The sequence below is a fragment of the Paenibacillus sp. VMFN-D1 genome, assembly GCF_003386155.1.
GTDB classification, from domain to species: Bacteria; Bacillota; Bacilli; order Paenibacillales; family Paenibacillaceae; genus Paenibacillus_AQ; species Paenibacillus_AQ favisporus.
This window is the reverse complement of the sequence record NZ_QRDU01000006.1, coordinates 101,273-114,124: the sequence shown is the minus strand read 5'-3', so window position 1 is coordinate 114,124 and position 12,852 is coordinate 101,273. Positions and strand designations below refer to the sequence as shown.

Below are 12,852 nucleotides of genomic sequence, written 5' to 3'. Positions count from 1 at the left end.
TGAGTTTGGGTGCTCTTAACTTTAATTAAGGTATAACCGGTGGGACAGAATCCTCCTGCCATTGGAATGTACGCGTTTCAACCTCGGAGTAGAAATTTCCTTGTTTGGCAACGACGTAGAACGTATATTCCCCGCTTTCCAAAGGAATCGAATCTATATTAATATTGTCCATACCACCGCTGGATATCTTTTTCCCGGAACCAAGTGTCGGTTGATCTAATCCTCCACGTAAAAGCACATCATCAATGCTTAAGTCTTTTGATTTATCTAATGTATAGAATATTTCCGTTTCCTTTATGGTGGGAATCTCCTCACCCGGGGACAAAACGGAATCATCTGGATAAATAACGACGGCATTAATTTTTGCACTGTTGTCTCCAACGTCTCTTTCAACATTTAGGAAATGGATATCTACTTTAAACCTCGTCTCCATCTCCGCCGTCTTCACTTCGGATAAAAGCCCCTCTCCATTCTCCGACACAACAAATACTTTGTACTTGGTCTTAGGGGAAAGGTTGCTCAGCGAAATGGTTGTTTTCGTGTTCACAGAGGTTGATGTTACATCCACGGTTCCACTAATCGATGCAGGGTGGGCTGCCTTATAGTTCTTTACCTCTTCAGCCGTCAGCTCAGCAGTCGCATCCGCCGACGGAATGACTGCGTAGTACAGCTTCTTGGCATTCTTCGTCATCGGCTGGACATTTACTGATTCGGAAGTCAAACCCGCAAGCCCAATCTCCTCCACTACTGCTGCGGGATTCTCCTCTACCGGCGGTTCAGGGTCGGGCGAAGGCGTGCTGGCCGGAGGCGAATATACCGGCGCAGGCTCTACGACAGGCTTCGGCTTCAGCGTAAGCGTGGATTGGAACGTACCTCCCGTACTGGCGGCGCTTAGCGTTGCCTTCACCTGAATTTCTGACGAAGTATCTGCGACGAGCCGGGCATAGGTTTGAGCCGAATTACCTGAAGATACCGATATGCCGCCAAACTTCAACTGACTTTTATCTGAAATGACGCTAATATATTTTGTTAGAGTTTCTAGGTCACGGATTTGGTCGCCATACTGATTGTATGCCGTAAAGTTCCAATACGCCTGCTCCCCGCTCATGAGCGAGTCGGTTGCTTTGCCCGAGGCGTCCGTAATCCCTTTCGATTCCAGCTTTGCTACGATCACCGGATCTCCGATGGAAAAGATGCGGGTCACTGCCACCCCTCCATTCGGTTCCATGATGGAAACGGTAAACCGGTCACCTCTTCTCATGGCTGAGTTGTTCATGTGGACCAGTACGGCGGGCTCCCCTTTGACGGTCGTCAAAACTTCGGAGGAAGAAATGTCAAAATCGTCGGCGGTCAGATTCATAGATTCACCAAATTGGTTTAACGGAGCAAAATGAACAGGAATCTCTTTGACCCAGGCAACCGTATCGCTGGGATCGGTAAATTTGATGCTGGTAAGCTTCTCCGTATGGGTAGATGTTGAACCCTGCGTATACTTCTCATCGATCGGCCCAGTTCCGGTCAATGTGATGTCATATGAGTCCTCTTCCAGCTTGCGGTCCAAGATGAGGGTCGCTTTTGTCCCGCTCCATTCCACCGCCTTAACGGTTACTTCGCCATACTTTTTACTGACGACTTTAAAGGACAGCTCTTCATTTGATCTGTAACGGCTGAGATTTACCTGAAGGCGGCTCGCCCCCGTCTGCTCAACGCCGTAGACTCGAAACGGTTGATTATTGCCATAGTGATATGTTCCGCTATTGGACAAACCGTCAATCAGGTCATCGCGGCTTGCAGAACCTTTAAAGTCGTTTACAGATCCATCCAGCAATTTAAGCTGAAGAGCCAAGGCTACATAATTTGCAGCCCAATCGGATACCGTATCACTCGAAACACCAGGCGTTGATTTGGCTTCCCCTTCTTTCCCCAATCCCCGGATCAGAAAAGCGGCCAGTTGCTCCTTCGTCACATTCCCTGCCGGATTATACATTCCGTCGGCGTTCCCCGTGGTAATCCCCGCCTGCTTGAGAGCTTCGATGTAAGGCAGTGCGTATCCGTTTCCCGGATCATCGGCCTTAACGTCCTTAAACGAGGATTTTGTTATGCTGGAATCGACCTTTAGATTCAAAATAAGCGCCAGCACCTTAGCGAACTGGGCCCGTGTAAGTGTGTCATTAAGTCCAAAACGGTCCTCGGAGACCCCCTGAAAAACGCCTGCCTGGATCAAGGTTTCCAGTTTTGCTTTGGTCGTGATGTCCACTCCCTGCAGATCGGTGAAATCATCAACGGTTTTGGCCAGTGCACCTGTCGGCAGAGCGGCAGCCATAAACACGCCAAGTGCCGTCACTACGGTTAAAGCTTTGCGTACCATGTTCGTTCCCCCAATTTTAATTGAAACGGTCATTTGAAAAATCAATTTTATTCGTTCGCGATACACGCGCCAAATTCCTTACATCCCACCCTCCTTACCATAAATATTCCGCAGAGCACGTGATACAACCACAAGAAAAGGGCCCACGGCTGTCCCGAAAGGCCCTCTTACGTTTGTCTTCGTCACTCCCAAGCTCACCACTCACCACTGTATAGAGCTCCTAAACTCAAACCGTTAGTCCTCCCCTGCTTCCGGCAGCTCCGGCTCGGGTTCGTGCTTAACGACCTCGATCTCCCGGATCATCGGCCCTTCCATGCGCCGAATGGCAAATTCGCAGTCGTCCTGCCGGATGACATCCCCCTCGGCAAGATCGAACTTTTGCGACAGCAGCCAGCCGCCGATCGTGTACACTTCATCCCCCGCCGGGATATTGGTCCCCAGCTTTTTGTTCACGTCATGGATGAGCGCTTGCGGCTGAAAACGGTAGCGGTTATCCTCCAGCTTCGTGATCAGCAGAGATCCCGCTGGCTGCGGGCCGCCGGAACCCGAAGGAATATCTCCCACAATCTCCTCCAGAATATCCTCCATCGTGACCAGACCCGACGTTCCCCCGTACTCGTCCATCAGCACCGCCATATTGATGCCCGCCTTCTGCATCTGAGCCAGCAGATCTCTCGCCTGAACGGTTTCTATCACCTGCAGAACCGGACGGATAAAAGGCGTGATCTTCTCGTCTTCGCCGGTTACGCGCCGGACGACTTGGTGCAGCATTTCTTTGACGTGGATAATCCCGGTTACGCGGTCCTTATCGCCATCTACCGCAACCGGCAGGTAATTGAACGTTTTGCTCTCGATGACATTCAGTACATCCCGTACCGTCGCATCGTGGGAGACGTAACGGATGGAAGTCCGCGGCACCATGATTTCCCGTGCGTCCCGTTCATCGAAATCAAAGACGTTGTTGAGATAGCGGTACTCGGTCGGCGTAATTTCGCCGCTGCGATACCCTTCGGTGAGCGCAAAACGGAGCTCAGCTTCGCTTAACGCGGCGTCTTCCTCCGATATGGGCTTAACCCCGAAGATGCCGGTAATGACGCGCGAGGAACGGCTCAATATCCAGTTGAAGGGATACGTGATTTTGTAAAAAATAATCAGCGGACGGGCGAAAAACAATGCCATCGGTTCAGCGATCTGGATCGCAAAGCTTTTCGGCACGAGTTCCCCGATCACGACTTCAAAGTAGGTCAGGATCAAAAAGGCGATAATGAACGACACGATGCTCTCCACCGACTCGGGTGTATGCATGAGCTCAAACAGCGGATGGATCATTCGCTCCACGGTGGATTCCCCCAGCCAGCCGAGAGCCATCGAGGTCAACGTCGTTCCGAGCTGGCAGGCGGACAGAAACTCGTCCAGGCGGGAAATGATATGTTTGACCGCGCGGGCATTTTTATTGCCTTCGGTCACCAATTGGTTAATGCGGGACACTCTGACCCGGATCACCGAATATTCGGAGGCGACGAAGAACGCGGTTAATGCGATGAGCAGAACAACGAATATGATTTTCACAATTTCCACAGCATTTCCTTACCCTGCGCCTTGGGCGGCGGTGAGCGGCCAGGATAAGGAGCACCTCCTTTATGTTTAACGGATGAATAATCTCTTGGAATGTATATACCCAATTTTGAGGGGAAACGCATGGACTTAGGATGGACGAGGCGGGGATGAATATACCTGGACTTCGACTTTTGGCGCGTGGGAGGAACGGGCATTGGGCTTCAGCCGCTGTTGAATTCGGTTGGGGTTGACCTGTGATGTGGAGATGCCTGGACTTCGACTTTTGGCGCGTGGGAGGAACGGGCATTGGGCTTCAGCCGCTGTTGAATTCGTGTTGTTTGGGATTTTATTAGGTGGTCACAACACGAATTCAAAGGCGGCACGTAAACTTTACGCCTCAATCCCCTTTTCCTCCGGGTGCAACTGTTACAGAAGAAACAGACCTAAAGAAAAAAGGACTATCAGCGTGCTTAGAAGAAGCCTGATCCTGTTCTATCGAAAGTTTCTTTTACATGAGGAAGCCTCTATCTCTGTGCTCATACTTCTTCAACAAAAAAAATCCCGACAATTCGTAGAATCGTCGGGATCCCCTTACACCGTAAATTTTCTCCGGTACATTTGAAACAAACGTCCTTTGAACCAATCATCCTCGCTAAAGCCCTAAATACCTTCCAGTGATCGAGGCGCTGCAATCGATGTTATCCTTCGGTATGCCTTCAAACATCACTTGGCCGCCTTCTTCTCCGGCCCCAGGGCCGAGGTCGATCATCCAGTCAGCCTGACGGATCACCTGCAAATTGTGCTCGATCACGATCAAGGTGCTGCCCCGCTCCACGAGGCGGTTCATGAGGCCGATCAGGAGCTCGACATCAGACATATGCAGTCCGGTGGTCGGCTCGTCCAGGACATACAGGGTCCCTTCTCCCTCCAGCTCCGCGGCCAGCTTGGCCCGCTGCAGTTCACCCCCTGATAACGTACTCAGAGGTTGTCCTAACGTCAAATAACCGAGGCCTACTTCCTTTAGTCGTTTGAGCGGCGTCTCAATTTCTTCTTCATGAAACACGTTGAGCGCATCCTCCACGGTCATGGCCAGAACGTCGCTGATGCTTTTCCCGCGGAACCGATAGGACAGTACCTGTTCTGTATAACGCTTTCCTTCGCAAGCTTCGCAGATGCTGGAGACCGTATCCATAAAGGCGAGATCGGTAGATATGATCCCCAAGCCCTTACAGTGGGGACAAGCCCCTTCGGAATTGAAGCTGAACAGCGAAGCGTTAACGCGGTTTTCCTTGGCGAACAAAGTTCGGATCGTGTCGAAGATGTCCGTATAGGTGGCCAAATTGGACCGGTTGGAGGCGTGGATCGCGCCTTGGTCAATGAAAATCGCCTCGGGGTAGTACCTCGGAAGAACCTGACGGATCAGCGTGCTTTTTCCGGATCCCGCTACTCCGGTAACAACGGTCATCACACCGGCCGGAATTCGAACGCTAACATCTTTGAGATTATTCATCGTCGCATGCTCGATGGCGAGCCAACCGCCAGGCTTCCTGACCTCCCTTTTGAAGTCGAGGTTACGGTTTAAGTACCCGGCAGTTAAGGTCGGGGATGACAGCAGCTCATGATAGCTCCCCTGAAATACGACCTCTCCACCGTAGGTTCCGGCACGCGGCCCCATTTCAACAATATAGTCAGCAATCTGGATCACATCCGGATCATGCTCGACAATTAGAACGGTGTTGCCTTTATCCCGCAGCTGCATAAGCAATCGGTTGATGGTGTTGACATCATGCGGATGGAGTCCAATGCTGGGCTCGTCAAAAATATACAGCAAATCGGATAAGCTGCTGCCGAGCTGACGCACCATCTTGATCCGCTGCGATTCACCGCCCGACAGGCTGGGCGTTTCGCGATTCATGCTTAAATAGCCAAGGCCTACCGCCAGCAAATTGCCAAGGCGCTTGACGATTTCGTCCGTCACCGTCTGTACTTCAGGCTCGCGGATGGAACGTATAAACCTGATAAGCTCGCTAACCTGCATAGCCGCACAGTCGGCAATGCTTTTTCCGTTAATTTTGCAGGACAACACGCGTGGGTTCAGGCGGCCGCCGCGGCATGAAGTGCACAGCTTCTCGCTTACGATGCGGTCGATCGCCTCCTGATATCTTTTCGCATCTCTCGAATCCTTATATAGATAAGTACGTTTAATGCGCGGAATGACCCCTTCATATAGAGACGTCGGCGGCCACCCCTCCGTTGGATTTGGCGGCTTGAACCCGCTTTTATGGAGCAGCGTATCCATCTCCTCATCCGTATAATCCTTCAGCTTTTTGTCGTTATCGAACAGGCCGGTACAGACATACCTTTTCCACCTGACGTCGCCGGGCATGAAGGTCGGGAACAGAATAGCCCCCTCGTTAAGCGATTTTTCCCTATCGATCAACCGGTCGACGTTGATGTCTTTCACTTTCCCTAAGCCTTCACAGTCCGGGCACATGCCCTGGGGGTTGTTAAAGGAAAACACGTCGGAATATCCAACGAAAGGAGTGCCGATCCGGGAAAACAACAGCCGCAGCAGCGCATAAATATCCGTGACGGTGCCGACGGTAGATCTCGCATTCCCGCCGATCCTTTTTTGATTCATGACGATCACCGCCGGCAAATGCTCAATGGCATCCACCTCCGGTTGCCCATAATGAGGGAGCCGGTTGCGGATGAAGCTGGAGTACGATTCGTTGAATTGCCGCTGTGACTCCGCTGCGATCGTATCGAAAACAAGCGCCGATTTGCCGGAGCCGGATACGCCTACAAATACCGTAATCTGCTTTTTGGGGATCGTCACATGAACTCCCTTCAGATTTTTTTCTCTTCCGCCGACGACGCGAATGTCATCTTCTTCTTTGATCATGTGGATTCCTCCTCTTGCGATTTGTATAAAATAGTATATGCTAAAACCATGCCATAAACTGTCATGGTTAAATGAAGAGGAGGAGCTTTTGTGAGCAAAGCCAAATTACTGTTTGATTTAATCCTGTATGTCAATGCCAAACGCAGTTTTACCGCACAGGATGTCGCGAATGAATTTGGCATTTCTGTCCGAACGGCGCACCGCTATCTTACGGATATTGCCGATATGGGCGTCCCGCTTTATACGGAACCAGGAAGAAGCGGTGGTTACCGGGTACTCCCCAACCGGACACTGCCGCCGATCATGTTTAATGAGGAAGAAGCGTTTGCTATCTTTTTTGCTTTTCAGGCATTGAAGTACTATCAATCGCTTCCTTTTGATATTCATATCGATTCCGTCTCCCGCAAGCTGTACGCAAGCCTGCCTGACGATACGAAAAGAAAAATAGACGGCCTGGATTCGGTAATCACCTTCTGGAATCAAAAAAGGACCGTCCCGTCTCCATTTCTAAAGGAAATCATCGAGGCTGCCGCCGCGCACCGGCTGCTTAAAATCGAATATGCGTCGAAGCTGAAAAATACAGTGAGGGAAGTGGCTCCGATCGGCATATACGCCAGCGAGGGCTTCTGGTACATGCCAGCGTTCGATCAGGCTCATGGCGAAATCCGGCTGTTCCGTACAGACCGGATCGTGTCCATGGAGCAAACGGAGCAAGCGTTTGAGCCACAGATGGAACTGTCGGACTGGCTCAATCGCAGCACGGCACTGACGCCGGAGTCGCCCGTCCGTTTATATGTAGAGCTGACCCGTGAAGGCTTGAGACAGTGCCGCAGCCAGCCATGGCTGGAGCCTTATATCGTGGAGGTTAGCCCGGATGAAGGTTACATTGAAAGTGTCATCGATCCGCGCGAGCTGGAATTCGTGACCGGCTACTTTTTTCAACTGGGTACTGCCGTTAAAGTCATCGAGCCGCGCGAGCTTGTAGACGGGATTCGTGAGCAGGCGCGGGAGATTCTCCGCCAGTATGCATGAGGCGATTTCACGCCTCAGAACAGGCTTTGTCAAGGTAAGCTGATACGGACCGAACCAAAAAAACTCCCCATACGGAGAGTTTCTTAATAAAGCATTGGTTTGTCCACTATTGCTGCTGCTAAACACCGCCCTGTCCATTGACACCTGGCTAGCAGTTATTTATACATCTCCCGAATCCGCTTGGCCTGCTCCTCGGGGGTCAAATCTTCAACATGGGTGGCAATCCACCAGATGTTTCCGAAGGGATCCTTAACCCCGCCGTACCTCTCACCGGCATGCTTCATATCGGCCGGAACCATCACCGATACGGCTCCATTCCGAATGGCCCGCTCATAGACACTGTCACAGTCGGCAACATACACGTACAGCGAAGCTGGAAAAGCACCAAAATCTGCATTGGGCTCACCGGCCATAATAACGGAATCCCCGAGTGCAATCTCAGCATGCATCACAGATCCATCCGGTCTGTCGAGTTTATACTTTAGTTTTCCATTGAACACCGATTCTATGAACTCAACCAAACGCTGCACCTGTTCCACCATTAAATAGGGATTTACTGTTTTCATTCCTTCGGGTTGATGATTCGTTGTATTCATCGACGCCATGAATGAAGTCCCTCCTTAGTTATAAAGTCGCTGTGGCCATTCCGGTAATATAACTGCGATTGCTTCAGGTCAGAGACAAGCCTGACTTGAATCGTTTTCCCCAACAGCTTCTTCGGTTCTGTCTGCATACCCATCGTTTGTTGGTCCATGGTTACACATCCCCTTGTGATCATTGTAAAGGCGGTATCATAATGGAAAATACCCCCATATCCAGATTAGCGAATATATGTTCTGATGTAAACTATATTTATTCAAAAAAAAGCCTGCACAGCAGTTTCAAACGCTGTACAGGCATTCTTTTGGATTAGAATAGGCTGCGCTGAAAATCGGCGATCGCCTTATATTCCTCTTCCAGGTTGCGTGAAATTTTAATAAAGATCGGCAGCAGCTGATGGTAAATCTGTGCGTTCTCCTTCACCGGCGTATGCTGATGCGTTGATCCGACCATGCCGGAGACGACGCTCAGCGAATCGACTTTGCCCATGGCATACAAGCCGAGCACAACGGCGCCCAGGCAGGAGCTCTCGAAGCTCTCCGGCACGACAACTTCCTGATCGAAGATGTCGGCCATCATTTGGCGCCACAGCGGGGAACGGGAAAATCCGCCGGTCGCGTGGATTTTGGCCGGACGCCCGATGCGTTCCTCCATCGCAAGCAGTACGGTATATAAGTTGAAAATGACGCCTTCAAGGACGGCGCGGATCATATGCTCCTTGCGGTGGTGCATCGTCAGGCCGAAGAACGATCCGCGGGCGTCGGGATTCCAGAGCGGTGCGCGCTCCCCGGTCAAATAAGGGTGGAACAGCAGACCGTCGGATCCCGGATTCACTTGTTCCGCAATCCGCGTCAGCAAGTCGTACGAATCGATACCGAGACGCTTGGCAGTCTCGATCTCGGATGCGGCAAGCTCGTCGTGTACCCATTGGAACAGCATGCCGCCATTGTTGACGGGACCGCCGATCACCCAAAGCTTCTCCGTCAGGGCGTAGCAGAAAATGCGGCCCTTCGGATCGGTCGCCGGATGATCGACCACGGTGCGGATCGCTCCGCTGGTACCGATGGTGGCGGCAACGACACCAGGCTCGATCGCATTCACGCCCAGATTGGACAGCACGCCGTCGCTCGCGCCCACGATAAACGGCGTGGATGGATCGAGCCCCATCTCGGCGGCAAACGTCTTATCCAGCCCATCCATGCGGTAAGTAGTCGGAACAAGCTCGGACAGCTGGCTTGGCGTAATGCCGGCAACCTGCAGCGCCTCCTCATCCCAATCCAGCTTGTTCAGGTTCATAAGACCCGTGCAGGAGGCTATCGAATGGTCGACGACGTACCGGTTGAACAACTTGGCGAATACGTACTCCTTAATGGAGATAAACTTGGACGTCTTTTCGAAAATGTCCGGATTGTCATGACGCAGCCACATCAATTTGGTCAGCGGGGACATCGGATGGATCGGCGTACCTGTGCGCAGATAAATTTCATGTCCGTTCATGTCGTTCTTCAACACTTCGGACCATTTCGCGCTGCGGTTATCCGCCCATGTAATGCAGTTCATCAGCGGCTTCCCGTCCTGGCCGACCGGAATGACGCTGTGCATGGCCGAGCTGAACGAGACGAACATCACCTGCTCCGGGCGGATTCCGCTTGTATCCATCACCTGCTTGACCGAATGGATCACGGCTGTAAATATCAGATCCGGATCCTGCTCGGCGATGGACGATGTCGGTGTCAGCAGCGGATAGCCTTCACTTCCCTTGGCCACAACCTTTCCGTTTTCTTCGAACAGAACGGCCTTGGTGCTCGTCGTTCCAATATCGATTCCGATCATCATATTACTGCTCATGTTTCAACCTTCTTTCTTCTTCACTAGACATATCCTTATACTACCAGACTGAGCACCAGGATGATAATCAATGCTACGACCGACAACAGCGTTTCCATGACGGTCCAGGATTTCAGCGTCTGCGGGACGGACATGTTAAAGAATTCCTTGACCATCCAGAAGCCGGCGTCGTTGACATGCGACAGGACGAGCGAGCCTGCTCCGGTCGCCAGCACGACGAGCTCGACATTGGCTGCCGGGTTCAAGGCAAGCACCGGTGCGACGATCCCCGCAGTCGTGGTCATGGCCACGGTGGCGGAACCGGTTGCAACACGGATGAGTGCGGCCACGAACCATGCAAACAAAATAATGTTGATGTGGGCCGAAGTTGCGATTTGGGCAATAGCGTCACCTACGCCACTGTTAATGAGCACCTGCTTGAACGCCCCGCCGCCGCCGATGATCAGAATGATCGTGGCTGTCGGTGCCAGACATTCGCTCGTAAACTTGGATATTTGTTCTTTCGTAAATCCTCTGGCGAAGCCTAGGGAGAAGAAAGAAAACACGACCGAAATCAGAAGCGCAATAATTTCGTTACCGATAAATTCGCAGAACAGCGTAAAGCCGCTCGAAGCATTCGGGTCAACGATCGAGGCGATCGAACCGATCAGCATCAGGATGACCGGCATCAGAATCGTCAGCAGCGTAATGCCGAAGCCTGGAAGCTTGCGCGTGCTGCTGCTGGAGAACTGCTCCGCCAGCTCAGCAGGCGGCTCGACCTGGATGCGTCTGCCGATCCATTTACCAAAGAGCGGTCCGGCCACGATCGCTGTCGGAATGCCGACAATCAGGGAGTACAAAATCGTTTTCCCCAAATTCGCCTGATAGGCATCAATCGCGATCATCGGTGCCGGGTGAGGCGGCACAAGTCCGTGTACGGTGGACAGACCGGCCAGAATCGGAATACCGATTTGCAGCAGTGACATTTTCGTTTTACGGGCGACCGTAAAAATAATCGGGATCAGCAGAATGACGCCGACCTCAAAAAATACCGGGATCCCTACAATAAAGCCGACGATCATCATCGCCCAGTGAACGCGTTTCTCCCCGAACCGGTTCACGAGGGTTGTGGCGATCTGCTCGGCGCCGCCGGATTCGGCCATCATTTTGCCCAGCATCGTGCCGAGACCGATGACGATCGCAATTGTTCCGAGCGTGCCGCCAAGCCCCTTGGTCACGGAATCGATAATATCCATCGATTTCATACCGGTCAGGAATCCGAGCAGCAGGGCGGACAACAGCAAGGTCACAAACGGATTCCACTTGAATTTGGCAATAAACACAATAAGAAATGCAATGGCGATCAGTGTCCACACAATGAGCGTCCAATTATGGCTCATACCGAATATACTGGACATGGGTTGTCCTCCTTTTGTTCGTACATGATGTTTTTCACATATGATACCCATTATTCCAAGCTTTGATTTTAAATACTTGCATACTTGTCGACAACATGAGGCGGAAGCTGCCCGCAAGCAGCCCCTTTTGGTTCATACAAAGGAATGAAAGGCCGGACGAAGCGCTTTAAAAATCCGTCAGGCTGCGGTGCAGCGTCTGGCGCGAATCGGCGAAATACTCCTGTACAAGCTTCTGGATTTCGTCCTCGTCGCCGGAGGCCAGACCGTCCATAATTTTCTGATGCTTGCCGATCACGGACCCGAGCTTCGCTTCCCCTTTGGAAAAGATCTCTTCCGTCGTAATCAGCATGACGGTCATCACGATCGGCCGGATGCTGTTCCATAAATGCAAAATGCGCTTATGGTCCGCTGCCGCAATAATCGCCTCGTGAAAGGACAAGTCCTGATACGAAAATTCGACGGCGTCCTGATGCTTTACCGCAAGCTCCATCCGGTCAACGATCCGGCGCAGCGTAACCAGCAGCTGATCCCGGTCCATCTTGGCCAGCCGCTGCTGAACGAAGCTCTCGATCAGGAAGCGGACATCGTACAATTCAACAATATCGGTCAGGCTCAGTCCCACGACGACGGCACCCATCCGTTCGAGCCGGATCAGCCCTTCGCTCGAGAGCGATTTCAAGGCTTCTCTGACGGGGGAACGGCTTGTCCCGAAATCGGCGGCCACCCGGTTCTCTGAAATAATTTCACCCGGCTTGATCCGGCCGCTGATAATCTGCAGCCTCAGCTCGGATGCAATCGACTCTCCCAAGGAAACACCCTGCAGCCAGGATGAAGGATAACGCAGCATGAGACAACTCTCCTAAATCAATGTATGTACAATGACGTACGCTACCGATTCTATCATACAACCGACCGCCGCATCCATGGTGAGGGACCAGCTCTCCGGAAGCCTGCCTCAGCCGCAGAACTCAACGCTCAACCGTTTGACCGGCAGCCGTGTGCCGCAATCCGATTTTTTCCTTTTTTCAAAAGAACCATGCAACAACGAAGAACCGGAATGCGTCTTTTACCACGAAGACCTATGGTTCTTCGAAAAAGAAACGCTTCCAGTTTGATTGTGCTTTGCTCTAACCTGCCTCTGCCTC

Annotated in this window: 8 protein-coding genes; 1 reads left to right on the top strand and 7 read right to left on the bottom strand. The window is 52.0% G+C overall.

The genetic code is table 11. The features are described from left to right. Positions 1-25: 25 nt before the first annotated feature. The 3 genes from C7820_RS29155 to C7820_RS29145 all read right to left on the bottom strand — a co-directional run bounded on the left by C7820_RS29155 (position 26) and on the right by C7820_RS29145 (position 6,830). Positions 26-2,368, bottom strand: a complete 2,343-nt coding sequence (locus tag C7820_RS29155; protein ID WP_181909232.1) for an S-layer homology domain-containing protein — start codon at positions 2,366-2,368, stop codon at positions 26-28. Positions 2,369-2,602: 234 nt separating this feature from the next. Further along, positions 2,603-3,946, bottom strand: a complete 1,344-nt coding sequence (locus C7820_RS29150; protein WP_116234039.1) for a hemolysin family protein — start codon at positions 3,944-3,946, stop codon at positions 2,603-2,605. A gap of 631 nt (positions 3,947-4,577) precedes the next feature. Next, positions 4,578-6,830 (bottom strand): ATP-binding cassette domain-containing protein, encoded by a 2,253-nt coding sequence (locus C7820_RS29145; protein ID WP_220376685.1) that lies wholly within the window; start codon positions 6,828-6,830, stop codon positions 4,578-4,580. A gap of 90 nt (positions 6,831-6,920) precedes the next feature. Here C7820_RS29145 and C7820_RS29140 point away from each other — a divergent pair, with 90 nt between their 5' ends. Beyond that, positions 6,921-7,862, top strand: a complete 942-nt coding sequence (locus tag C7820_RS29140; RefSeq protein ID WP_116234038.1) for a helix-turn-helix transcriptional regulator — start codon at positions 6,921-6,923, stop codon at positions 7,860-7,862. Between the two features lie 155 nt (positions 7,863-8,017). Here the strand turns inward: C7820_RS29140 and C7820_RS29135 are convergent, their stop codons facing one another. The 4 genes from C7820_RS29135 to C7820_RS29120 all read right to left on the bottom strand — a co-directional run bounded on the left by C7820_RS29135 (position 8,018) and on the right by C7820_RS29120 (position 12,551). Next, entirely contained in the window at positions 8,018-8,467 is a 450-nt protein-coding gene (locus C7820_RS29135) for a VOC family protein (RefSeq protein WP_116234037.1), read from the bottom strand. 304 nt (positions 8,468-8,771) lie between these two features. After that, positions 8,772-10,310 (bottom strand): gluconokinase, encoded by a 1,539-nt coding sequence (gntK, locus tag C7820_RS29130; RefSeq protein ID WP_116234036.1) that lies wholly within the window; start codon positions 10,308-10,310, stop codon positions 8,772-8,774. A 35-nt stretch (positions 10,311-10,345) separates the two neighbouring features. Continuing rightward, positions 10,346-11,707 (bottom strand): GntP family permease, encoded by a 1,362-nt coding sequence (locus C7820_RS29125; RefSeq protein WP_116234035.1) that lies wholly within the window; start codon positions 11,705-11,707, stop codon positions 10,346-10,348. Positions 11,708-11,873: 166 nt separating this feature from the next. Then, the gene (locus C7820_RS29120; RefSeq protein ID WP_076173742.1) at positions 11,874-12,551 is read right to left on the bottom strand and encodes a GntR family transcriptional regulator; all 678 of its coding nucleotides are present in this window, start codon (positions 12,549-12,551) and stop codon (positions 11,874-11,876) included. Positions 12,552-12,852: the final 301 nt, after the last annotated feature.

What these genes read in the sequence shown, in the direction of transcription:
- C7820_RS29155 (WP_181909232.1), bottom strand. Translation starts at nt 2,368, where the DNA reads ATGGTACGCAAAGCTTTAACCGTAGTGACGGCACTTGGCGTGTTTATG.
- C7820_RS29145 (WP_220376685.1), bottom strand. Translation starts at nt 6,830, where the DNA reads ATGATCAAAGAAGAAGATGACATTCGCGTCGTCGGCGGAAGAGAAAAA.
- C7820_RS29135 (WP_116234037.1), bottom strand. Translation starts at nt 8,467, where the DNA reads ATGGCGTCGATGAATACAACGAATCATCAACCCGAAGGAATGAAAACA.
- gntK (WP_116234036.1), bottom strand. Translation starts at nt 10,310, where the DNA reads ATGAGCAGTAATATGATGATCGGAATCGATATTGGAACGACGAGCACC.
- C7820_RS29125 (WP_116234035.1), bottom strand. Translation starts at nt 11,707, where the DNA reads ATGTCCAGTATATTCGGTATGAGCCATAATTGGACGCTCATTGTGTGG.